Raw genomic sequence first — 25,042 nt, forward strand, 5'->3', positions numbered from 1 at the left:
TTCTGATGCGGATCAATATCCGGCAAACATGATCATGCCATATATTTTTCGATTGGCTTAAAAGGCTTAGCTAGTTTGCCACCAAGCTTTTGTCTTTTTCTTAAGTCGTGCTCACGGCAAATTCCGGATTTGATTATTTGTTTTTTCCCAACGTTTTTAACTTTATTTTTTCTGTTGCTTCAAATCTGATATTTTTCCTCGCCCCTTTTTGCTTTTTCAGCTCTTCTTCAACAATCGTCTCATCACTAATCATCTGATTTTGACTTAATAATCCGGAGTTTTCATCGAATTTTCTTTTCGGTCTAATTATTTTCAATTATAGTACAACGTCGTTTTCCGGGGCGGGCCGGGTTAGCGTCTCCCGTTTTAACAACTGGCGATGGGGCGTTACATTTGCTTGTCTTTCAGGTAACGAAATGTGTATAGACATCAAAAAATGGAGATGTAGTAAAAATATTTTAATTTTATAATTATTATAATTTTAGATTATATAGTATTTAATATGTTTAAATATTTTTTATATTTGAAAATTATTTGATAATTATATTAAAATGTTTCTCCATTCATAAAATCACCATGAGTTTTCAATTTGGGAAGAGGTATAATGGATCTGATTTCGCGCGTACAGCGACTGCCGCTCGGAAAGTTTCACTATCGCTTATTGCTGGTAACCGGTTTAGGCTGGATGTTCGATGCTATGGACACCGGCCTTATTGCTTTTATCATGCCGCGTTTGTCAGAAAGTTGGCATTTGGTGGCATCGGAAAAGGCCTCGGTTGTCAGCATCGGATTTGTCGGGATGGCTATCGGAGCCGTATTGGCCGGCGGCATTGCCGACAGAATTGGCAGAAAGACAGTTTTTGCGGCTACACTTGTCGTTTATAGTATTGCAACCGCCTTATGTGGTATTGCACCCGATCTTAAATGGTTATTGGTGTTCCGTTTCATAGTCGGCTTCGGTCTCGGCGGACAATTACCAGTTGCTGTCAGTCTTGTCAGCGAATATGTACCGGCTCGGGTACGCGGCCGTTTCATTGTTTTGTTAGAAAGTTTCTGGGGAGTGGGCTGGCTTCTTGCTGCGCTTATCGCCTTTTTTGTCATTCCGGCTTATGGTTGGCAGATAGCCTTCATCATTTGCGGCATACCGGCACTCTATGTGTTTCATATCTGGCGTAAAATTCCTGAATCTATTCCCTATCTGATTAATCGCGGACGCATTGAAGAAGCTCATAAAATCGTTTGCCAACTTGAAAAAGAAGCTGGTGTTCCGGTTGTGGAAAAAATCGAAGTTGCCCCTGTTGCCGAAAAGCACAACGTTTCTTTCACACAATTATGGTCAAGCGGTCTTGCCAGACGCACAATCATGCTATGGCTCATATGGTTCGGCATTGTCTATTCCTATTACGGTATTTTCACTTGGCTTCCGAGCCTATTGGAGCAACACGGCTTCAGCATTGTCAAATCATCAAAATACACGTTGATCCTTATTTTGGCCCAGCTTCCCGGCTATATGGCCGCAGCCTGGTTGATTGAAATACTCGGTCGCAAGGCTACTTTGTCCGGCTTTATCGCTGCTTGTGCAATATGCGCTTATTTCTTCGGACAAGCGTCATCGGATGGCATGATCATTTTGTGGGGCTGCCTGTTGTCGTTTTTCAATCTCGGTGCATGGGGCGTTCTATATTCATATACGCCCGAACAATATCCGGCCAATATTCGCGCTTTCGGCTCCGGTTGGGCTTCCGCTATCGGCCGGGTTGGCGGTATTGTTGCCCCGATGGTCGTTACCCATATGATGGCTGTAGATAAAGAAGCGTTTTCCAGTGTATTCATAATGTTCACCGGAGTACTTCTGGCGGTTGCAATCGTCATCATTGTGTTGGGTGAAGAAACGCGAGGCCGCACACTTGAATCCATCAGCCGTTAATCCGGCTGATGCTTAAGCCGGTTGTCCGGCTTTTATCGGCTGATAATGATATTTTGTAATTCGGTTCAGGAAACGGGCAATCATATAAACGGAACAACGCCCTTCCGCTTTGTTTGCCCATTTTTTTACCCGTTTTTCTGGCCCGTTTTTCTGGCCCGCTCATTTTTCTGAAAATTCGGTTTCTTTCGTGGACAAGATTAATGACGCTTCAATATTTCTTTAGCCCCTCATCTCTGTGCGTGTTTCCCCATAAATTCTCTGCATCATTTACAAGCTCTTTATCGGTTTCTTGACGTTATTTCTGCTTGTATTTTATTCGTGGATTTACTTTTTCTGCACTCATGCATTCGTCTATTCCCACCTCATCCGTTTATTCCGGCCTCTCTTTATCGCCATTGGCTCTCTCCAAGCACGGGCTTTCCTGTTCGCATCACCTTGAAAGCTTATTTTTCATCCCCTCCCCTCTTCCTATGCCCCATCATACTTCCCTTTTCCAAAGTTCGATATTTCGCTTGTCCAAAGTCGTTATATTTTCCTTTGCCTCAGACCTTGTATTTTCTTTTTCGCCCAAGAAAATTGAATCAATAAAGGACAACAAAGAAAGCAATGAATGTTCAGGAGAAACTGCGAGCCGAGACGTAAAACCGGCGTTTCAAACAGGTCTTTTCAATCGTTAAACTTGAAATGCGTTTTAGATATTTAATGCTGGTGAAGCTAAATTCTCATGATTTTGAGTTTAATTTGGAATGCCCGCTTCAAAAAGATCAAAACGAAACGTCCATTTCCGGTTCAACGTCCACGACGATCCGAGGGTTAAAAAAAATCCCATAATCCGCCTTTGACGGATTACGAGATCATTTCAATGTAATTCATGAAAAAGCGTTCCTCAGAACGCCTGTCGATAAAGTTCAAGAGCATCCGCTTCTGTTACTTCAACCGGATTGTTGACAAGCAATCTTGTCTGCTTCATCGCGTCGCTCGCAAGCAATGCCAAACTGTTATCTGTAACACCGACTTCCTTCAAATGGCGTGGTGCGCCGGTTTCCCTCATCAATTTTTCCATAAACTCGACAAAAGCTTTTGAGCGCTCTATCTCGGTGCCTTTTGCATGCGTCCCGACAACATCACCCAGTTCGGCATAAAGATGAGCCGCTGCTTTCATATTGAACCTTAAAACCGGCCCCAGCATGAGCGCATTGGTAAGGCCATGCGGCAAATGATAATGACCACCCAAAGGATAAGCCAAAGCGTGAACCGCACCAACCGGCGAATTTGCAAAAGCTTGGCCCGCCAAATTAGCTCCCAGCAGCATTGCCTCACGAGCTTCTTTATTATGCCCGTCATTGCAAGCAGTCACAATATTTGCCGATAATAGCTTCAGTGCTTCACGAGCAAAGGCGTCCGACAGCGGGTTCTTTTTCAATTTTCCGGTATAGGCTTCAATGGCATGGACCATCGCGTCGATACCCGTTGCAGCCGTTTGCAACTTCGGCAAACCGACAGTTAATTCACCATCAAGGAGAACTTTATCCGCATAAAGTTGATCGGCAACAACGCCCATCTTTGTGGTTTCACCGGTGGTGAGAATTGTAATATTGGTAGACTCCGAACCGGTGCCGGCTGTCGTCGGTATCTGGATAAGAGGCAGACGCTTGCCCTTTACTTTTCCAATACCATAAAGATCTTGCAATTTTTGTTCCGACCGTATCAGCACTGCAGAAAGTTTGGCGACATCCATGGAGGAGCCACCGCCAAAGCCGACGACGATATTAATACCGGCCGCTTTGGCTTTTTCCACGCATTCAAGAACAATATTTTCTGGCGGGTCAGCGACAACTTTGTCGAAAACTGCAACTTTGAAGCCGGCTTGTTCCAATGACAATTTTGGCTGTTCAAGAACACCCGCCTTATGAAGACTGCCATCAGTAACAATCAGTACTTTGCGTTCTTCGTAATAGTGTTCAACAAATTCTCCGAGCTTGTTTGCACCACCCCACTTCACGGTAATTGACGGCACAGCCTCGAAACAAAATTCCTGCATATTTTCCTCCTCCATTTCCGGAATGCAAATTCAACCATTTTTTAAACGAGCCACATAAGAACAAATGCAGCCCGTTTCATATGCTTGAATTATGTTCCGGACAGAACAACTTTTACAGAGCACTGCATATATATTTGATTTCCATATATTCTTCGATTCCATATTTGGAACCTTCGCGCCCGAGGCCGGATTGCTTAACGCCTCCGAACGGCGCAACTTCATTTGAAATCAAACCGGTATTGTGGCCAACCATACCATATTCAAGCGCTTCACTCACTCTGACAGCACGGCTGAAATCGCGCGTATAGAAATAAGCTGCAAGTCCGAAAATCGTATCATTCGCCATGCGAATTGCTTCATCTTCTGTTTTGAATTTAAACAATGGTGCAACCGGTCCGAAGGTTTCTTCATGGGCAAAGCGCATATCCTGTGTGACACCCGTTACAATCGCCGGTTCAATAAAAAGCCCTCCCAATCTTTTACCGCCATAAACAAGCTTGCCACCTTTTTTAACCGCATCTGCGATATGTTCTTCCACCTTTTCCAACGCACTTTCTTCGATCATTGGCCCGATTTCTGTTTCGGGTTTCCGTCCATCGCCAATTTTCAAAGCCTTGACTGCCTGTTCGAGTTTTTTGGTAAAGGCTTCATAAACCCCTTCCTGAACGAGAAGGCGGTTGGCGCAAACGCAGGTTTGACCGGCATTACGATATTTCGATGCAATAGCACCTTTAACTGCTTCATCAAGATCTGCATCATCAAACACGATAAAAGGTGCATTCCCGCCAAGTTCGAGCGAAATACGCTTGATCGTCGGTGCACATTCGGCCATAAGCGTGCGACCAACTTCTGTTGACCCTGTGAATGACAGTTTCCGCACAATATGGCTATCAGTAAGTACTTTACCGATTGTCGATGATTTACCCGTAATAACCTGTAAAACACCAGCCGGTATTCCTGCGCGGTTGGCAAGCTCGCCCAAGGCAAGAGCGGTGAGCGGTGTTAAACTGGCTGGCCTTACAATCATCGTACAGCCTGCTGCAAGTGCAGGTGCGGCTTTGCGCGTGATCATTGCAGCAGGAAAATTCCACGGTGTAATCGCTGCCGTCACCCCGACAGGTTGTTTGATAACCGTAATACGTTGTTTTTGCTGAGGCGAAGGAATGGTATCTCCATAAGTCCTCTTGGCTTCTTCAGCAAACCATTCGACAAAGGAGGCAGCGTAAACAATTTCGCCACGTGCTTCTTTCAAAGGTTTACCTTGCTCGCTTGTCATAATCATAGCCAGATCATCGGCGTTAGCAATGATGAGGTCAAACCACTTGCGTAAGATTTTTGACCGCTCGGAAGCTGTTTTTATTCGCCATTTTTCGAGTGCTGCATTTGAAGCCTCGATGACTTTTTCAACTTCGCCAGCGGAAAGTGAAGGCACATGGCCAACCACCTCACCATCTGCCGGATTGGTAACGGCGATTGTTTCATTGCTTTTTGCAGAAAGCCATTTGCCGTCAATCAGGCACTTGTCTTTCAACAGCTCTTTATCTGAAAGTTTCATTTATCTATTCCTCCTGAACCCAACACGCTTCCGGTTTTCTCGGGCCTTAAGCTTCCACGGGAAAACAAGCTATTTCGTAATTAACGTAGGTGTATTCTTTATAAAGAGCAAGGACAGGACCGTTCAATAGATTGTTTACATATTAATAAATTACTCGTCTTGTCACCGCTCCTTCTATCAAGGAACAACCGGATTTTTCCGCCCCCTCAAGAGGAACGGAAGAACAAATTATCCGCACAACCGATATACTTAAAAAAGATTATCCGCACAACCGATATACTTAAAAAAGATTTTTTCCTTGTATTTTCGAGCTACCGGATGTCCTGTGAAAACGACACCCAACGGCTCCACTTCTGAAATAAACTCCACCACACAGAGTTTCCTCAACATTAATACCGGAACGAATATCGAATTAAAAAACAACCTTCTATTGAGAGCATAAAACTTGCCTTGACCGGTTTTTGGCTAACTACCCCTTTTTCAGGTTTTCCAGCATTTACTTTGATTTTTCAGTCGTTCATCGCCGTTTCCGGTTTTTCATAAAACTTGCCGAATAACGAAATAAATACGAAACTGCACAAGTATTTCTATTTATTAAAAATGATAAATATTATAACGTTGAGTTTGACCAACTTAATCAGCATTGAACCCCATTGGCAAATTGGCAGACAGGCGAACATAATTGAAAATATCCGGCATTGTCGAACTGAGAAATACCACGCCCTTGTTTGACAATGGTCGCCACCGGGTTATCTTTCAGCATCCGCAAAATCCCGATCTGATTATCAAAATTGTTCGACACAGATGGGCCGAAAAATACGAAAAATACAACGCATTTAAAAAACGTTTCAAACCGTTACGCGAAAACGTCTATAACATCTTCGAATTTCTCGAAACTATGCGGCTGAACTTCGATACCAATCTCAGAACTCCGCATATTTTGACAACATCGGGAATCGTGCGAACCGATCTTGGTTGGGGAATGGTTTGCGAAATCGAAAAAGACAAAGATGGTTCACCGGCAAAAACCATTCATGAAATTGGTGACAAGATCAACAATTATATAGCCGAGTTGAAAGATCTAAACCAATGGGCAGAAACTTCGCCTGTTGTTCTCACGAGCTTTCACACCGACAATCTGGTTCTATCCTGGCGTGACGACCATTATGAATTTGTCATGATTGACGGTATAGGCGAACGAAATATTTTACACTTGCGAAGCTATATCCGCTCTTTGAACCGGAGAGAGAACAGAAAACGCCTTCATAAAATGCTCAATGAGCTCAATCTTTATGATGCAGTTGTCGGAAAATAATAGCCAAACAAGCAAATTCCCGACATTTTTCATTCTGTTCGCATGTTCATTCATGGTGTTTACCAGAATTTGGTATCTGCCTATTTTCTCCGGCGGTTTTTTGAGCAACCATTTCAGGCAAATTCTGGAAATAATCCATAACTATGAGCAGCCAAGTGGGATTGTTTATCGTTAGAACCAACTTACGAAACCGACAACCAAAACGCTTTCATCAGGCAAAGATTACGCAGTCATTATTTGTAGATGTGATATGCTTTTCCAATCAAAATCACGTCGCAATGACCACATGGCCAATCACGAAAAATAGAAAAGAGCGCGCGCCCGATATTGGCGGGCACTGCGCTCTATAAAAACTGACCCCTAAATTTTAACTGGATTTTGCGGTTTTGAATAAAACACAACGCAACAAAAAAGGGGGAAATACAAAAGACTCATTTTACAGGAATTTTCGGTTTCCAACCGCGCCCGTAACCGAATGACATAGCACAGGCAGCAACTTCAACTTGGCGGATGAGCATTTGACGCTCGTCCAGAAGCCTTGAAATCAAGGTTTTTACATCACCATTATAATCAGCAATCAGATGGTCAATTTCGTCTTGTTGATAGTCTCTTTGTCTAACTTCACTCACTTCTATGACTCCTTTTGCACGCTTGTGATGTTCCCATCAAGAACGAGAGTCAAGGATTTCATAATCAAATATGAAGAGAGTCACCGGCTTTTAAAATCGGAGTTTTTAAGACCGGTTTTTTAAATAATTTGGCTTAGCATCCTATTGGTCAACGAATACAAATTCCGGTTAGTCTGCATTGAGCTACTTTTACAAAAGTTTGAAGGAAGCGGCCTGACAAACAAACATTCTTACCACGTTGTACAAATTGGCACATGGCGACAAAAGCTTTGAAATTCTCTCATGAACCATACTTATCAAGATAGCAAACATCCGGACGATGCCCCAAATAGGCAAAGGAGCGCTTTATTAGCAACTTTTTAATTATGTCGTTCGAGATGTTTTTTCCAAACAGCTCCCTAACAGCACCTTATTGGATTCTTCGTCGATTCCACCGAGCGAAACAATAGCTAAAACATGCCCAAAAGCTTCCATGGAAGTGGTGAAAAAATTTACGTGATAAATGTTTTTTATAAAACCGGTTTACTGCAAACCACGTGCTCAACTACACTCGCCTTAAAAATATAAGGACGTAAAAACAATATATTATAGAGTTAAAGGTGGTGGGCCCGGAGGGACTCGAACCCCCAACCAAGCGGTTATGAGCCGCCGGCTCTAACCAATTGAGCTACAGGCCCCACGGAAGCCCCGCAATAACCTAAAAATTTCGTCAACACAAGTGCCCCCGTGTCAACTTATTCACCTTTTTGAAAATTTTAACGCTTGAAGCTTTTATCTCGCCCGCAAAACTCTATCTAAAAGATAGAGGCTTATTAAAAATGAGGAGTAAATGACAGTGTCCCGTATTTTCCCCCGCAACGCCGAAATAATTGCTGCATGTGCCGCCTTTTTGTGTGTCACTTCGCCACTTGCTCTTCATGCGCAAAATGTGAATAAAACGGAACCTGTGATTGTTGTTCAGGCAACAGGAGACGAACAGGCGAAACCCGATATTGCCATTATCAATCTGGCTGTCGAGAACGAAGGGGAAACTGCCGATTCTGCATTGAATGCCAATAATGGAACAATGAACAAGGTTCTTGATGCCTTTAAGAAAGATGGTATCGAAAATGGCGATCTGATGACTTCGGGGCTTTCTATTTACCGTGTTGAGGAAAACGAAAAAAACAAAAAGGCAAATACGCCTCTCTATCGTGTTTCCAATAGTTTGAGCGTGCGTGTGCGCGATATAAACAAGGCCGGCAAGATTTTTGATGAAGCGATGAAGTTGGGCGTCAATTCTGTGAACGGTATTACGTTCACAAATGCCGATACTAAGCCTTACCTTATAAATGCAAGGAAAAAAGCCGTCGCAGAGGCCATAGCAAAGGCCAAAACTTTGGCTGAAAGCGCAAATGTAAAACTTGGAAATGTCATTACCATTGCTGAAGATAACTCAGGCAATATGATGATGCCTCGACTTATGAGTGCAAGTGCCACAGCATATCGGAACGAAACCAATTTTTCTTCCGGCGAACTTGATTACAAGGTCAATGTGACAATGACATTTGCGATCGAACAATAATTGGAACCGCTTCTGACGCTTTTCTTTATTGTTTATTTCTCGACATAGCATCTCATCGGGAAGCCAAAACGGCCATAGGGTCAATCTGTGGCTAGGTCTCACCGGTCAATTTGGTAGAACGTTTGCAAGCGAGAGACTATGAAGCGTGAGACTATGACATCAACCTTACCGGAAAGGGACACGCGTCACTTGTGAAGCGCACCATAAAGAGGAGTGGCATTCAAGCCGAAATAAACTTTCAAGGATTTTTTTCCCTTAAAAATTCGCAGAAGTTCTCGGATAAAAGGAATTATCATCTAATAAGCTTCAAAAAGGTAGCCCACAAAACATTTCGGTTTTTGGCACGAAAATTCCGATAGGTTTGTCACGGTCTTAACAAATGCTCACTGTAACTTCCGATTGTTGCCATTATTATCTGGAAACACGATTTTACGTCATATCTCCGGTGTTTCTTCAAAAGACCTATCCCGACAAGCAAACGGAAAAATAAGCGCCTGCGAATTCCCAAACCTCAGCCGTTAATCGGGCCGATGATGTAATCAAGATAATCTTCGTCCGAGATAAGATCGTCTTCATGAACGAGAATTTTATCGCGAACGGAAATATGGGCTTTGTGCACGCTTTCCTTGTCATGCGAAACAAGGTGATGCCAAGAAGGCAGGTTTTTTCCTTCATCAACCAACTTATAGGCACAAGTTTCCGGTAACCAGCGCACCGCGCGCACCATTTCGATATCAAGATAGAGGCAATCGGGAACAATGGACTTGCGATTCTGATAATCACTGCATTGGCAGCTTTGCGCGTCAAGCAACCGGCAGCCAACGGCCGTGACAAAAATTTCGCCGCTATCTTCATCTTCCAGCTTTTGTAAACAGCACAGCCCGCAACCATCGCAAAGACTTTCCCATTCTTCGGGAGTCATTTGCTCCAGCAGCTTTGTTTTATAGAATGGAAGCTTGTCCATGCTCATTTCTTTCATACGGCTTTCATTCAAAGTGTGTCGCCGTAACAGGCCGGAAACAGTGGGGACTTTTCGGTTCACAAAAATGCGTGTCGAAGCAGGCACCCGAAAACAGGCTATTATTCGAAAATCCGTTCACCCTGCTCGTCGATAATCTGGCGGCCTTTGATGTGAATCATGGCAACAGCATCATCGAGATTGGTAAAACGGTCCGCACGGATGAACCGGTAGCTCTTATTTTCGCCATTGACGGTTTTTGAAATAACACCGCAACTCTGGAGCTGGCCTTCATTTTTGTAAGGCGTCGCGGAAATGATAAAGCCTTTATATTCGGTCTGGCCGCCGTCGATTTCTGCGTTTTCATTTGAAGCGCGTTTAGATTTACCAAAAAGTCTCTGCAAAAATGACATGGTTTGTCCTTGCTTGAAAAACGGAAAGGCACGAAACCGCAAGATTTCGTGCCTTTTGCATAAATTTTAAGAATCCAGAAAACTTCTCAACTTGCGTGAACGGCTCGGATGTTTGAGCTTGCGCAATGCTTTTGCTTCAATCTGGCGGATACGTTCACGGGTAACCGAAAACTGTTGGCCGACCTCTTCCAAAGTATGATCTGTATTCATGCCGATACCGAAACGCATACGCAATACGCGTTCCTCACGTGGGGTGAGAGATGCAAGAACACGCGTGGTCGTATCGCGCAAATTCGCCTGAATAGCGGCATCGATTGGCAATAGCGCATTCTTGTCTTCGATAAAATCGCCCAAATGTGAATCTTCCTCATCACCAACAGGTGTTTCAAGAGAAATCGGCTCTTTGGCAATTTTCAGAACCTTGCGCACTTTTTCAAGCGGCATTGCAAGTTTTTCCGACAATTCTTCCGGTGTCGGCTCACGCCCGATTTCATGCAACATCTGGCGTGAAGTACGCACGATTTTGTTGATCGTCTCGATCATATGAACCGGAATACGGATTGTACGAGCCTGATCGGCAATCGAACGGGTAATGGCCTGACGGATCCACCATGTTGCATAAGTGGAAAATTTGTAACCACGACGATATTCGAATTTATCGACAGCCTTCATCAGGCCGATATTGCCTTCCTGAATAAGATCAAGAAATTGCAAACCGCGATTGGTATATTTCTTGGCAATCGAAATAACGAGACGGAGATTGGCTTCCACCATTTCCTTTTTGGCAATGGCTGCTTCGCGTTCGCCCTTCTGGACCTGATTGACGATACGGCGGAATTCGCCGATCGAAATCGCCGTTTCTTGCGCCAGCATCTGGATTTCACTACGCAATTCCTGAATGGTTTTGGCTTCTCTGGTGGCAAATTCCTTCCAGCCATGACCGGGCAATGTGGAAATGTAATTGACCCAATCGGAGTCCATTTCGCGACCCTGATACTGTTTCAGGAATTCCTCATGTCCAACACCATAGGAATCGGCAAGACGTTTCAACTTGCCTTCGCTTTTTACCAGACGTTTATTAATGTCATAGAGTTGTTCGACCAGCGCTTCGATACGGTTCTGGTTAAGTGACAATGATTTGACAGCTTTGACCAGATCATCCTTGAGCTGTTTGTATTTTTTCTTTTGCGCAGGAGACAGCGCGCCTTCGTCGTGGTCGGCGAGGCTGCTTTCTACATGCTGATCCTGCAATTTACGCAATTTTGCGTAAGTATCCGCGATGAAGTCCAAAGTTTCCATAACTTGCGGACGAAGCTCGTTTTCCATCGCTGCAAGCGACAGATTGTTTTCATCGTCATCTTCGTCATCTTCATCCGGCTCGATGGTTTCGCCGCCGACGTCGGTTATGTCATCATCATCGTGAACCACACGTTTGGGAGCTTCCTCCTTGGGCTTCAAATCCTCGATATGTTCGATGACCGGAGCCTGTTTGGCTTCAGGTCCTGCATAAGTGGTTTCAAGATCGATAATTTCACGTAGCAAAATGCGTTGTTCATTGAGTTCTTCACGCCAGATAATGAGCGCCTGAAATGTGAGCGGGCTTTCACACAAGCCTGCAATCATTGTCTCGCGACCGGCTTCAATACGCTTGGCAATGGCTATTTCGCCTTCGCGTGATAACAGCTCGACAGCACCCATTTCACGCAAATACATACGCACCGGATCATCTGTCCGGTCGTTCTGATCGCGCTTTGATGTGGTTGCAAGGGCACGACCGCCAGATTCTACCAGTTCGCCACCTTCGGAAGTTTCTTCTTCCTCGGTTTCAGCTTCTGCTTCAGCCTCTTCGTCATCTTCCACAACATTGATGCCCATGTCCGACAACATGGCCATTGTGTCTTCGATCTGCTCGGAAGTCACCTCTTCTGAAGGAAGAACAGCGTTCAATTCGTCCATCGTAACAAAACCGCGCTTCTTCGCAGTCTTGATCAGTTTTTTTACGACATCATCGGACAGATCCAAAAGAGGACCATCGCCGCTAACCTCGCGCTCGGTCTCTGCATTTTCTGTCTGTTTTACCTTTGTTGCCATTCCGTGTTAACTCCGCTCAGCCACATCGCACATTTATTCATTGTGTTTTGCAACTTTCTACTCATTCTGCACTTACAGCCATTCCATCTGGCTTGAATTTCCGCCAATACTTACGGCTTATTGGATTGCAAATCTTGTAAAGCCGTTAATTTTTAAAAAAGATTAATGTTGGCTATTTTCTTTGCAAGATAACGTCCTTGCTCCATATGATTGTTCTTCAACACCACTCTTTCAAAAATGTTCCATTGCGCCATAGCTCTTGCACTGCCGCCTTTTCATCGCTAAAAGAAAACCCCCGCCCGCTAAATCTCACTCTTTCTTTAACCTGATTGTTTCTTTAACCCGATTATCCAAGCCAATTCTAGCACAACTGGGCTTTCGTGGCTGATTCGCAGACAAAAAGCGAATCATTTATTGATTTTCCGACTCATTCCGGTCTGATTCGTCTTCTTTCCACCGTCCAAAACCATCGATCAAAGCCTCAACAGCCTCAGTTTTTTCAAGTTCTGCCTTGACATCGCCCAAAAGGGTAAACATCCCGCTATCCGATTTTTCCAAAAGCTCGGCTTCAATGTCACGCAACCTCTTATGTAGGTTATGTGCACGCAGATGCAAGTAGACAGCCTGTTTTAAAGCTTCTCTTGCGTCTTCAATCGGTGCTTCCGCAAAAGCACAGCGAAATCCGAGATTTTTCAGCATGCTGTGGATCCGGTTGAGGATTTGCTCCTGCCCCTTTTGTTTCAACAGCTTCATCATGGCATCGGCATCATTCGGTTGCCATTCACCCATAATTTCAAGCATAGCACGATGAAGGCCGATAAGTGCCGGATTTTGCAGCTCAAGCTTTGCCAAAGTTTCAAAATCCTCGTACCAGAGTTCGGGATGGGACGCCAAGGTCATTAATATTGCCGCTTCCCGCAAGGGAATGAAACTCGCCGAATTTTTGACCAGATTGGAATTGGCCAAACTTGGGCTGGGACCGCCGCCAATAGTGTTCGCATTCCGGTTACCACGATAATTCTTGCTGTTATTCTTGAAAAAAGCCGGACGAAACAGATTGCGCAACCGGTCGCGCAAATCCTGTAAATAATAATGCCGTAAACTTTCATCCTTGATTGTGAAAATAACCGACTTAATCTCGCGCTCGAGAGCTGCGCGCGCTTCCGGCGTTTCGAATTGCTGGCCGAATGTGTATTTGCGCCACAAAAGTTCGGCAAGGGGAATTGATTTTGATAGTTCGACTTTCAAACTATCCGATCCCCCTGTTTTCACAATATCATCGGGGTCTTTACCATCGGGCAATAGAATAAAACGGGCAGAAACCCCGGCTTTCAAAATTGGCAAAATGCGCTCTGCTGCCCGAAATGCTGCATGAACTCCCGCCTCGTCACCATCAAAACAGAAAACCGGATCAGGTGTCATGCGCCATAAAAGCCCAATCTGGTCTTCGGTCAAAGCTGTGCCAAGGGGTGCAACAGCAGTGTCGACACCGGCTTTGGCCATAGCAATCACATCCATATAACCTTCAACAACATAGATCGGCTTGGTGTCTTCTTGTGCTTTCGGCTGTGCGGCTTTTCTGGCCGTAGCGGCATTATAAAGCATTTTGCCTTTATGGAAGAGCACGGTTTCCGGACTGTTCAGATATTTTGCCCGCACATTCTTGTCCATGGCGCGCCCGCCAAAGGCAACAATGCGCCCGCGCAAATCGGCAATTGGAAACATGATGCGGTTTCTGAACCGGTCATATGGTGCCGAGCCATCTTCTGCAGCAACAACCAGCCCGCAATCTTCCATCTGTTTTAATGAAATATCCTTAGCAATCAGCGCATCCTTCAAAACATTGCGTGCATCCGGCGCAAAACCGATCTGAAAGCGGTCCATTATTGCTTTGGGCATTTGCCGTTCTTCAAGATAGCTGCGGGCGAGGTTTCCCTCCTGTGATTTCAACTTGCTTTTAAAAAAGCTCGCCGCAAGGGCCATGACATCATAAAGGTCTTTTTTGATCTTTTCCTGTCTCTCGGCATCCTTGTCACGTGCCGGCATCCGGACACCGGCCTGATTTGCCAAACGCTCGACCGCTTCGGGAAAAGGAATACCGTCAATCTCCGTCACAAAAGTGAAGATATCGCCGCTTGCCCCACAACCGAAGCAATGGTATCGGCCTTTCCGGTCTTCGCAATGGAAGCTTGGCGTTTTTTCGCCATGGAACGGGCAGCAGCCCCAGAAATCGCCACGCGAAACATTGCTTTTTTTCGGGTCGAAATTCACCCTTTGGCCTACCACAGTTGAAATTGGCAGGCGTGCACGAATTTCGTCAAGAAAATCGGGTGAAAAACGCATTACTTTTCGTCGTCTCCGGTTCCAGTCCTATTAACTTAAACATTGTTGCAATTAAATTAAACACCCCGACTTTAAAGACGGTTAAGCATTTGTTTTAAAATGAAATCAAAAGGCAGAGAATGAAAATTCGCCCGCTCTTTTAGGAAATACCCATTTCATTATAACTTTTATGCCTTTCAGCTTTCAGAAAAATGTTTGCTTTATCCTGCTGCTCCAGAAGAAAAATAAAATCAGCGTGACCGGTCAAAACTGCATCAACCTGTTTTTTTAATTCTCTTCTCTGATTTTTTCATTTGCCACTGCACTTTTGCCAAAACGGGCTTTAAGGCAAGAAGAAAGATTCAAGACACTTGAAGAAGAAAACCCCCGCCCTACCCTTTTTCATTAAATTTCATTCCGATTAAAGGAGATATTTATGCAGGACGCAAGTGTAGGTTGGATTGCCGCTATCATCATTGGCGGATTGGCTGGCTGGGCAGCAAAAACATTTATGAAAAGCAACACCGGCCTTATTGTGAATATCATTCTTGGTATTGTCGGCGCATCGCTCGCCAGTTTTATATTCAGTCTTTTCGGCGTTACTTTCGCCGGCGGTTTTGGCTATCTGATTTCCGGCTTTATCGGCGCCTGCATTCTTATCTGGCTTGGCCGGCTGATACGCTCGTAAAATTTTATTCTGTTTACCCCCGTTTGGAACGGGCTGATTGTTCCGTTCCGATCATTCGGGATTTTTAGGGAAACATGAAAAAAGGCACCTTCAAACAAGGTGCCTTTTATAAAGTGCGTTCTAAACTCCGGCTGATTTTATAACCGGCTTGAAAGCGCTCGAATTATTTCAGTTTTTCGCGAATGGTGCTGCCAACTTTTGCAAAGTCCATCTGGCCGTTATAGCGTTCTTTCAGCCATGCCATAACCTTGCCCATATCACGCAAGCTTTCTGCACCGGTTGCTTCAAGCCCCTCGGCAATTGCCTTTTGAACCTCGTTTTCATCAAGCTGACGCGGCAAAAACTCGCGGATAACCGCAATTTCGTCGCTTTCGGCTTTTGCAAGTTCGGGCCGTCCGCCCTCATTATAGAGCTTGACCGACTCCTCGCGCTGTTTGATCATTTTCGCGAGAATGGATTGTAATTCGGTGTCGTCAACGGCGGGTTTGCCTTCTCCCCGATTGGCAATATCGCGGTCTTTGACGGCTGCATTGATAAGACGAAGGGTTGAAAGCCGGGCTTTATCATGTTCCTTCATAGCAGTTTTCAACGCATTATTAATGTCATCACGCAACATGGTTCTGTTCCCTCCTGTGGAAATTTGTCTTGGTCTACAAAATCGCCGCCCCTCATGCAATGGAAAGCATTAAAAATAATGGAAAAAGCCATGAAAAAGACTTCCATTGCTCTTTACCTTGCCGATCAAAGCTCCTATATCACAAACCTTAGCCGAAGATTGGAAAACTCGAACGCCCAGCAGATGCCATTTGCTTGCGGCTTTTTAGTGCGAACAATAAACGCGCCGTTTTAAACCAACGTTTAATTGAGAGTGAGCGATGACTAATACAACAAAAACGACTTTACCTTGGGGCACCACGAAACCCACTGCGCTTTTGGTATTAGCAGACGGAACCGTCATTGAAGGTAAAGGTTTGGGGAGAACAGGTTCCATTGAAGCTGAAGTCTGCTTCAATACTGCTATGACCGGATATGAGGAAATCCTCACCGATCCTTCCTATACCGGCCAGATTGTAACATTTACTTTCCCGCATATTGGCAATGTCGGCGCCAATGCCGAAGATATAGAAGATCTGACACCGGCTCAACGCCATGGTGCTGTGGGGGCAATTTTCAAAGCAGATATTACCCACCCATCGAATTATCGTGCCGCAGAAGGTCTGGACAAATGGCTGTCCCAACGCGGCATTATTGCCCTTTGCGGCATTGATACACGTGCCTTGACCTCGCTTATTCGTGAAAAAGGCCTTTCCAATGCGGTGATTGCCCATGACAAGAACGGTGTTTTTGATGTCGAGGCTTTGAAAGAGCGCGCCCGCAAATGGAGCGGCTTGGTCGGGCTTGACCTTGCTAAAGATGTAACCGAAGGCCAGTCATCCGAATGGGATGAAACGCCATGGGTATGGAATGAAGGCTATGGCCATGAAAAGACGAAAGACATTCATATTGTTGCCGTCGATTATGGCGTAAAGCGCAATATTCTGCGGCTTCTTGCCGGACTTGAAGCCCGTGTCACCGTCGTTCCTGCAAAAACCACAGCCGAAGAAATTTTGGCTTTGAATCCCGATGGTATTTTCTTGTCAAATGGCCCTGGTGATCCTGCTGCAACAGCCGAATATGCTGTTCCGATGATTAGAAAACTCGTCGAGACAGGTATTCCAATGTTCGGCATTTGCCTAGGTCACCAATTGCTTGCTTTGGCAATGGGTGCAAAAACTGTCAAAATGCATCAGGGCCATCACGGTGCCAACCATCCGGTACAGGATAAAGAAACCGGCAAGGTGGAAATTGTATCCATGAACCACGGTTTTGCAGTTGACGCAAAAACCCTTCCCGAAGGTGTCGAAGAAACGCAAATCTCGCTGTTTGACGGTTCAAACTGTGGTATCAGGCTTGTCGGCAAGCCGGTCTTTTCAGTGCAACAACACCCCGAGGCTTCGCCAGGACCACAAGATAGCCATTATCTCTTCCAGCAATTTGCAAAGATGATCCGCGAACATAAGAAAGCGGCATAATTGGCCGCTTGCCGTTTGGCTTTCAACAGATTTAAAATGATTAAAAACCCGCTAAAAAGCGGGTTTTTTCGTATTCAATAATATTGTTTTGTCGTTTTTACCGGAAAAGTCGGAAAAACAACGTTCACTCCCTGCTCTTCGCCATTCCAATTGTCCTGTTCATTTTTTACCAGCCGTAAAAATTGCCTTTCCAATGAGGTGAAACAGCGTTTAAAACAATGCCAGCCTTGAATTCGGAGTAAACCTCGGCACATTCAAGACAGCTTCCTCTTAGAACCGAATTCAATTCCGGACAGAAATTCTCCTGAAACGTAAAGCGTTTCGATTGAACTCCAGAGCAGCACAGTGCATTTTCCGTTCCGCATTTTGCCGTGTTTTACGTGTTTAACGGGTGTTAATTTTTTAAAATCCGGCGCTCCTGCTATTTCCAACAAACGTTTCCGCCTTTAAAAAAAGTCGAGATTTGCTTCGAGTTTTTCCAGAGATAAGACTATTGCCGTTTTTCAGACATAGATAAAAGCCTTTGAAACTTCCGGAAATTGATTGCGATATGTCTAGCGGTTTCTGGAATTTTCAAGGTTGTTTTTAACCCGATTAGCTGTCTTGTGCTTTTTGGTTCTCGTGATCTCTCACAAGTTCATATGTTGTTAAACGCGGGCTTTTATCTTCGCGAACGAAAAAGCCGAAAACCAGTGTTGTTGCGAGCAACACGAAAAATGCGGTTGCACAAGGGGCACCGGCAAATTTGAACGGCGCACTATCGCTCGTGAAATAGCTGAAAATCGACGTATAGAATACCGGCCCGATCATCGACGTGATGGAGGTTATCGATGTCAAAGCGCCTTGAAGAGCACCTTGCGCGTTGGCTGGAACTTGGGAGGAAGCAATCGAGCGCATTGGCACATGGGCGATATATTCCGGCATAGTAAAAAGGTAAACGACATAAAGCATATAACCTTCAAAGGCGAAGGTATAGCCGACCATGCCAACGAGCGCGAAAATAAGCCCGATCATCGAGATTTTCCAATTGCTTAAATGCCTTGTCATATAAGGCAAGAGCAATCCCATTATGATGCACTGGCCGATGCCAAAAACGCCATAAGCAAAACCGATAGAAAATTCACTCCAGCCATAACGTTCTTTGGCCATAAAAGCCAAAGTTGAAGGCCAAACCGCCTCGGCAAGCCAATAGAGGAAGAAGGCAAGTGCCACCCAAAGCACAGTAGGGTAATGGCGCAATTCCAGCAAAGCACCGACCGGATTTGCCCGTCTGATCTCGAAGGGGCGGCGCAGTGACAAAGGCAGAGTTTCCGGCAGCATATACATGGCAAAAACAAAATTGACGAGCGAAAGTCCTGCCGAAAAATAAAACGGCATACGGGGGCCGATTTCGCCCAAAACGCCACCAATCAATGGCCCTAAAAAGAAGCCGACGCCAAAGGCAATACCGATGAGCCCGAAATTGCGTGTTCTTGTGTTATCATCCGAAATATCGGCAAGATAAGCCGAACAGGTAGAAAAACTGGCGCCGCTGACACCGGCAAGAATTCTGCCGATAAAGAGCATGGAATAGCTCCACGCAATGGCGCAGATAAAATTATCGATCGCAAAAGTGATAATGGATAACAATAAAATCGGCCGGCGTCCGAAACGGTCGGAAAGATTGCCGATAAAGGGGGCAAAAAGAAACTGCATGGTTGAATAGACCATGAGCAGAATGCCGCCATCAACCGAAGCCCTGCTGATACTGTCGCCGGTCAATTGGCTTAGATATTCCGGCATAACCGGCACGATGATCGCAATGCCGATAATATCCAGTAACAGCGTGATGAAGACCAGAACAAGTCCCTTGTGAACAAATTTTGCATCGAGACTTTGCGACATGACGAATTTCCATGCTTATACAAGAAATTGCTAATAGGACTATTGGCAAAAATAGAAAAGGGAAAAAATGCGCCTCTCTGAACTCTCTATACTATTTTGGGAGCGATCAAGACTTTTCAAATGCCAGAGCCGGAAATATTTTCCTTAATATTTTTGGTCTTGTTAAACGGTCATGTTTGCCGACGCACAAAACGAAAGCGTGCACGCCAAAATGTTTTAAAGCCCGCCTTCGGATGAAGATGGTTGCTTGCTATTTTCATCACCCCGTGATTTGTACCGATCATTTTATGAAAGACACGAGATACCCTTGAACGCGCATGCGAAAACCGGATGATGACGACCACGTCTAGGAGACAGCGCAAAAATACTGGATAGAAAGTCTTTCAACTTCACGAAATCTCTCAAACGTGGATTTTTTAAAATCCGTCACATGATTCCATTTTGCCCAGTTGATAACCGGTTTTGAAAGCATTGACGCGTTGTGCAGAAGTTCCGTGAGTGAAACTATCAGGCACAACATATCCGTGCGTCCGTTTTTGTAATGTATCATCACCGATTTTTGCCGCTGCATTCAATGCATAGCCGATATCACCCTCTTCAAGCAGTCCGTCATCCTCGGTTGAATGCGCCCACACACCGGCATAACAATCGGCCTGCAATTCGATTTTTACCGAAAGTGCATTGGCAGTCGACGTATCGGCGCTTACCCTTCTCTTATTCATCCGGTCGAGAACACCGGTCAAATTTTGCACATGATGGCCGACTTCATGGGCAATGACATAGGCTTGGGCAAATTCTCCCGGTGCTTTAAAATGGGTTGCCAATTTGTCGAAAAATTCGTCATCAAGATAAAGCTTTTGATCGGCAGGACAATAGAAAGGGCCAACGGCTGTACTTGCAAGCCCGCATGGCGAATCGATAGCGCCGGTAAAACGCACAAGGATCGGTGGCTTATATTTGGCATTGTGGTGGAAGAAAATCTCGCCCCACGTATCTTCTGTTTCGGCAAGAACCGTTGCAATAAAAAGGCTACGCCGGTCATTGGTTTGAAGCGGCGCTTTTGCTGCGCCAAATGGCGCTCTATGTTCATTCACCAGCGCTCCATCGCCGAATAGAAAACGTGTCGGGCTATAGCCGAAGAAGCTGAGCCCTAGAAAAATAACAACAAGAATGAGAATTCCCGTAAAACCGCCACGCGACAACAAGGCAAAACCGATGCCGCTTAAACCTGTTCGAAAAACCGGACTTGCACCGTTATTCTCTTCACCGCGACGATCTTCAATATTGTCGCTTTGTCTGCCACCTTCCCACCGCATAAGCCTCACTCCCAGTGCTTATTTTATTCGAGAGCATATAGCTTCTTCCTCCAAGAAGAGAAGGCTCTCATCCATAGTAAAGCAAAAAAAATTAGGAAAAGCAAAATTTAGGGGGTTACTTTCACGCTGACTTTACCTATAAGGCAGGCTTAGCCTTAAAAAAAGAAATGTTGAACCTGCCAGTTTTTCCTGCGCGGGTGTTTGCGATAGGATGCTGCCATGCCAAAACGCACAGATATAAAATCCATTCTCATCATCGGTGCGGGACCTATTGTCATCGGTCAAGCCTGCGAATTCGACTATTCGGGAACGCAAGCTTGTAAAGCCTTGAAGGAAGAAGGCTACCGGATCATTCTGGTCAATTCCAATCCGGCAACAATCATGACAGACCCTGATCTTGCCGATGCAACCTATATCGAGCCGATAACGCCGGAAGTTGTCGCCAAAATTATAGCGCGCGAAAAGCCGGATGCGCTGCTTCCCACCATGGGCGGGCAAACTGCCCTGAATACGGCTTTGTCGTTAAAACGCATGGGCGTTCTTGAACGCTATCATGTCGAGATGATCGGGGCCGATGCCAAGGCGATCGACAAAGCCGAAGACCGTGCATTGTTCCGTGAAGCCATGGCAAAAATCGGTCTTGAAACACCAAAGTCGATGCTTGCCAATGCAACCGAAATCAAGGAAGAAGACCGTAAACGCCACGATGCAATGTGCGACAAGCTCAAGGCCGAACTTGAAGGTGACGAGCTTGATAAAGCACTCGAAAAACTCGAACATGATTGGCATTTGGGCGAAGGCGACCGCAAACAGCGTTATATATCCCATGCAACCGGTAAAGCCGGTCAAGCTCTTGATGTTGTCGGACTTCCGGCAATTATCCGCCCGTCTTTTACGCTCGGTGGAACCGGTGGCGGCATTGCCTATAACCGTTCGGAATTTTACGAAATCATCGAACGCGGGCTTGAAGCTTCACCAACCACTGAAGTTCTCATTGAAGAAAGTGTTCTGGGCTGGAAAGAATTCGAGATGGAAGTTGTTCGCGATAAAAAAGACAACTGCATCATCGTCTGCTCGATTGAAAATCTTGACCCTATGGGCGTTCACACCGGTGACTCGATTACAGTTGCACCGGCTTTGACTTTGACCGACAAAGAATACCAGATGATGCGCAATGCCTCGATTGCGGTTTTGCGTGAAATCGGTGTCGAAACTGGCGGTTCCAACGTGCAATTTGCCGTCAATCCGGAAAATGGCCGTTTGATTGTCATTGAAATGAATCCGCGTGTTTCGCGTTCTTCCGCCCTCGCCTCGAAAGCAACGGGTTTCCCGATTGCCAAAGTTGCGGCAAAACTGGCTGTCGGCTACACATTGGACGAATTGGAAAACGACATTACCGGCGGAGCAACACCGGCTTCGTTTGAACCATCAATCGACTATATCGTTACCAAAATTCCGCGTTTTGCCTTTGAAAAATTCCCCGGTGCCTCGCATACTTTGACCACGGCAATGAAATCGGTCGGCGAAGTTATGGCAATCGGCCGCACTTTTCAGGAATCTTTGCAAAAAGCCTTGCGCGGGCTTGAAACCGGCTTGACCGGCCTTGACGACATTACCATTCCCGAACACGCCGAAGGCGACGAGAAAAATGCTATCCGTGCCGCTATCGGCACACCAACGCCTGATCGTTTGCGTTATGTTGCGCAGGCCATGCGCATGGGGATGCCATTAAACGAAATCCACCAGATCAGCAAAATCGACCCTTGGTTTCTTGAGCAGATTGCCTCGATTGTCGATATGGAACAACGTGTGCGCGAGCAAGGCCTACCGAAAGATGCGGAGAATTTCCGTATGCTCAAATCCATGGGCTTTTCCGACGCGCGGCTTGGCAGCCTTACCGGTCTTGAAACCGAAGAAGTTACAAAAGCGCGTCATGAACTTAATGTAAAACCGGTATTCAAGCGTGTTGATACATGCGCTGCCGAATTTGCTTCACCGACTGCTTATATGTATTCAACCTATGAAGTGCCTTTTGCCGGTAAAATGCGTTCGGAAGCCAATGTTTCCGACAGGAAAAAAGTGGTTATCCTTGGTGGCGGACCAAACCGTATAGGACAGGGTATCGAGTTCGATTATTGCTGCTGTCATGCCGCTTTTGCACTCCATGATGCAGGCTATGAAGCCATTATGGTCAATTGCAATCCGGAAACCGTTTCGACAGATTATGACACGTCCGACCGGCTTTATTTCGAGCCTTTGACTGCCGAAGATGTGCTTTCAATTCTCGAAGCGGAAAAGGAAAAAGGCGAACTTGTCGGCGTTATCGTCCAATTTGGTGGCCAGACGCCGCTGAAACTTGCCGCCTCGCTTGAAAAATCCGGCATTCCGATACTTGGAACCTCGCCGGATGCAATCGATCTAGCAGAAGACCGCGACCGCTTCCAGAAATTGCTCATCAAGCTTGATCTGACGCAGCCGAAAAACGGCATTGCCTATTCGGTTGAACAGGCGCGCCTTGTTGCCAATGATCTGGGCTTTCCGCTGGTTGTGCGCCCGTCTTATGTGCTTGGCGGCCGCGCCATGCAAATCATTCATGACGAACGCAACTTGCAATCCTATCTTCTGGACACTGTTCCCGAACTGGTGCCGGAAGAAATCAAGGCTCATTACCCGAACGACAAGACCGGACAGATCAATACACTGCTCGGCAAAAATCCTCTTCTTTTCGACACTTACCTCACCAATGCAATCGAGGTTGATGTCGACTGCCTGTGCGACGGCGAAGACACATTCGTTGCGGGTATTATGGAACATATCGAGGAAGCCGGTATCCATTCGGGTGACTCCGCCTGTTCGCTTCCCGTTCACACATTGTCACCTGAAATTGTCGAAGAATTGAAACGCCAGACGATCGAGCTTGCCAAAGCGCTTCATGTTGGCGGTTTGATGAATGTGCAATATGCCGTCAAAGAAGGTGTTATCTATATTCTCGAGGTCAACCCGCGCGCTTCCCGTACCGTTCCGTTTGTTGCCAAAACAATCGGACGGCCGATTGCCAAGATTGCCGCTCGCATTATGACGGGTGATAAACTTGAAAACGCTGTCAATCGTTATGGCGGTTACCCCAAAGTTCAGAAAAAACCGCATATTGCTGTGAAAGAGGCTGTCTTCCCGTTTGCCCGCTTTCAGGGCGTTGACACCTTGCTCGGACCAGAAATGCGTTCAACCGGTGAGGTCATGGGGCTCGATTATAGCTTTGCTCTTGCTTATGCCAAAGCGCAGCTTGGTGCGGGAAATGATCTGCCACGCGAAGGAACACTTTTTGTGTCAGTCAAGGATGATGACAAAAAACGCGTGCTCGGCGCCGTCAAGCGCATGGCAAAACTCGGTTTTTCAATCCTTGCAACCACAGGAACACAGAAATTTCTTGAAGAACACGGCGTGAAGGCCAAGAAAATCAACAAAGTTCTCGAAGGTCGCCCGCATATCGAAGATGCTATTCGCAACCGTCAGGTACAGATTGTTTTCAATACAACGGATACGGCAAGTGCAATTTCCGATTCAAAGTCGCTGCGTCGGGCTGCCTTGATGCAAAAGGTTCCCTATTACACGACAATGTCGGGAGCTATATCGGTTGTTGATGCGATAGAAGCTTTGCAGAATGACACAATTCAAGTGCGTTCCTTACAAGAATATACCGAATAATTGTCTCGCCCACGGCTAAAGCATAACTTGCCGTGGGCTTATTTTAATCTCCTGTTCCATGGCGCTTACCCTCAAGCCATTAAGTCCGAAAGCCTCACCGGTTTCACTACCACAGGGTGATAAAACTTTTGGCTTGAACTCATTTATCCATCCGCTAATTCCAAGCGCTTAGTTTTATGCCGTTAAGCCCGAAACATTTTGCAAATTTTATCGGATCGGACATTTCCTCCGACGCATTCTGCCCGATAGAATACCTTATTCTGCGATATAATCGATTTCGCGAAGTTTTATAATATTTGGCCGGATTGCCTCACTCCCACGGAATGACAAGGGCTGGCTGGGCCACGTAAACACAGAATATCCCTCCCCGCCAGTCATTATCGAAATTCCGATTCTTGCAACGAATGGCTTTTCAACCTTTTAATCGACTCATTTGTGAACGGGCCTTTTATTATCCACTCTAAATCTCATGCGCTATGAAATGCGGGAAAATGGAAATGAGGGAAAGTGCTGCTTGTCGCATTGCTCGACTTATCACTTTTGCATATCAATCACGTTTCTA

At 45.7% G+C, this 25,042-nt stretch carries 16 protein-coding genes and 1 tRNA gene; 6 read left to right on the forward strand and 11 right to left on the reverse strand.

Annotation, left to right across the window (positions count from 1 at the left end):
- Nucleotides 1-604 precede the first annotated feature (604 nt).
- On the forward strand, nt 605-1,927 hold the full coding sequence (locus tag H3S82_RS08930) for an MFS transporter (protein ID WP_198233549.1): 1,323 nt from the start codon (nt 605-607) through the stop codon (nt 1,925-1,927).
- 886 nt (nt 1,928-2,813) lie between these two features.
- On the opposite strand, the gene H3S82_RS08935 is transcribed toward H3S82_RS08930, so the two are convergent.
- Both H3S82_RS08935 and H3S82_RS08940 read right to left on the reverse strand, forming a co-directional pair.
- Entirely contained in the window at nt 2,814-3,968 is a 1,155-nt protein-coding gene (locus tag H3S82_RS08935; protein WP_198237137.1) for an iron-containing alcohol dehydrogenase, read from the reverse strand.
- Between the two features lie 112 nt (nt 3,969-4,080).
- Complete coding sequence (locus H3S82_RS08940) at nt 4,081-5,523, reverse strand: NAD-dependent succinate-semialdehyde dehydrogenase (RefSeq protein ID WP_198232763.1); 1,443 nt, start codon at nt 5,521-5,523, stop codon at nt 4,081-4,083.
- A 682-nt stretch (nt 5,524-6,205) separates the two neighbouring features.
- Between H3S82_RS08940 and H3S82_RS08945 the strand changes: the two genes are divergently transcribed.
- Nucleotides 6,206-6,838, forward strand: a complete 633-nt coding sequence (locus H3S82_RS08945) for a YrbL family protein (protein ID WP_198224225.1) — start codon at nt 6,206-6,208, stop codon at nt 6,836-6,838.
- Nucleotides 6,839-7,269: 431 nt separating this feature from the next.
- On the opposite strand, the gene H3S82_RS08950 is transcribed toward H3S82_RS08945, so the two are convergent.
- Both H3S82_RS08950 and H3S82_RS08955 read right to left on the reverse strand, forming a co-directional pair.
- Nucleotides 7,270-7,467, reverse strand: coding sequence for a hypothetical protein (locus H3S82_RS08950; RefSeq protein WP_198232764.1), 198 nt, complete (start codon nt 7,465-7,467; stop codon nt 7,270-7,272).
- Nucleotides 7,468-8,067: 600 nt separating this feature from the next.
- Nucleotides 8,068-8,144 (reverse strand) — tRNA-Ile (locus H3S82_RS08955).
- A gap of 152 nt (nt 8,145-8,296) precedes the next feature.
- Here H3S82_RS08955 and H3S82_RS08960 point away from each other — a divergent pair.
- Nucleotides 8,297-9,031 (forward strand): SIMPL domain-containing protein, encoded by a 735-nt coding sequence (locus H3S82_RS08960; protein ID WP_198232765.1) that lies wholly within the window; start codon nt 8,297-8,299, stop codon nt 9,029-9,031.
- A 511-nt stretch (nt 9,032-9,542) separates the two neighbouring features.
- Here the strand turns inward: H3S82_RS08960 and H3S82_RS08965 are convergent.
- The 4 genes from H3S82_RS08965 to dnaG all read right to left on the reverse strand — a co-directional run bounded on the left by H3S82_RS08965 (nt 9,543) and on the right by dnaG (nt 14,836).
- Complete coding sequence (locus tag H3S82_RS08965; protein WP_370541256.1) at nt 9,543-10,010, reverse strand: YcgN family cysteine cluster protein; 468 nt, start codon at nt 10,008-10,010, stop codon at nt 9,543-9,545.
- A gap of 101 nt (nt 10,011-10,111) precedes the next feature.
- Nucleotides 10,112-10,402, reverse strand: coding sequence for an HlyU family transcriptional regulator (locus H3S82_RS08970; RefSeq protein WP_198232766.1), 291 nt, complete (start codon nt 10,400-10,402; stop codon nt 10,112-10,114).
- A 66-nt stretch (nt 10,403-10,468) separates the two neighbouring features.
- Nucleotides 10,469-12,493, reverse strand: coding sequence for an RNA polymerase sigma factor RpoD (rpoD, locus tag H3S82_RS08975; RefSeq protein WP_077972073.1), 2,025 nt, complete (start codon nt 12,491-12,493; stop codon nt 10,469-10,471).
- A gap of 411 nt (nt 12,494-12,904) precedes the next feature.
- The gene (gene dnaG / locus H3S82_RS08980; RefSeq protein ID WP_198232767.1) at nt 12,905-14,836 is read right to left on the reverse strand and encodes a DNA primase; all 1,932 of its coding nucleotides are present in this window, start codon (nt 14,834-14,836) and stop codon (nt 12,905-12,907) included.
- A 415-nt stretch (nt 14,837-15,251) separates the two neighbouring features.
- Here dnaG and H3S82_RS08985 point away from each other — a divergent pair, with 415 nt between their 5' ends.
- Nucleotides 15,252-15,503, forward strand: coding sequence for a GlsB/YeaQ/YmgE family stress response membrane protein (locus H3S82_RS08985; protein ID WP_077972078.1), 252 nt, complete (start codon nt 15,252-15,254; stop codon nt 15,501-15,503).
- Between the two features lie 163 nt (nt 15,504-15,666).
- On the opposite strand, the gene H3S82_RS08990 is transcribed toward H3S82_RS08985, so the two are convergent.
- On the reverse strand, nt 15,667-16,119 hold the full coding sequence (locus tag H3S82_RS08990; RefSeq protein WP_077972079.1) for a GatB/YqeY domain-containing protein: 453 nt from the start codon (nt 16,117-16,119) through the stop codon (nt 15,667-15,669).
- Between the two features lie 259 nt (nt 16,120-16,378).
- Here H3S82_RS08990 and carA point away from each other — a divergent pair, with 259 nt between their 5' ends.
- On the forward strand, nt 16,379-17,575 hold the full coding sequence (gene carA / locus H3S82_RS08995) for a glutamine-hydrolyzing carbamoyl-phosphate synthase small subunit (protein ID WP_078039749.1): 1,197 nt from the start codon (nt 16,379-16,381) through the stop codon (nt 17,573-17,575).
- A gap of 594 nt (nt 17,576-18,169) precedes the next feature.
- Here carA and H3S82_RS09000 read toward each other — a convergent pair.
- Together H3S82_RS09000 and H3S82_RS09005 are read right to left on the reverse strand one after the other, a co-directional pair.
- The gene (locus H3S82_RS09000; RefSeq protein ID WP_198232768.1) at nt 18,170-19,459 is read right to left on the reverse strand and encodes a TCR/Tet family MFS transporter; all 1,290 of its coding nucleotides are present in this window, start codon (nt 19,457-19,459) and stop codon (nt 18,170-18,172) included.
- A gap of 416 nt (nt 19,460-19,875) precedes the next feature.
- Complete coding sequence (locus H3S82_RS09005; RefSeq protein ID WP_198232769.1) at nt 19,876-20,775, reverse strand: neutral zinc metallopeptidase; 900 nt, start codon at nt 20,773-20,775, stop codon at nt 19,876-19,878.
- A 219-nt stretch (nt 20,776-20,994) separates the two neighbouring features.
- Here H3S82_RS09005 and carB point away from each other — a divergent pair, with 219 nt between their 5' ends.
- Nucleotides 20,995-24,480 (forward strand): carbamoyl-phosphate synthase large subunit, encoded by a 3,486-nt coding sequence (gene carB / locus H3S82_RS09010; protein ID WP_198232770.1) that lies wholly within the window; start codon nt 20,995-20,997, stop codon nt 24,478-24,480.
- Nucleotides 24,481-25,042 lie beyond the last annotated feature (562 nt).

Source organism: Bartonella sp. M0192 (assembly GCF_016102305.1).
Lineage (GTDB): Bacteria > Pseudomonadota > Alphaproteobacteria > Rhizobiales > Rhizobiaceae > Bartonella > Bartonella apihabitans.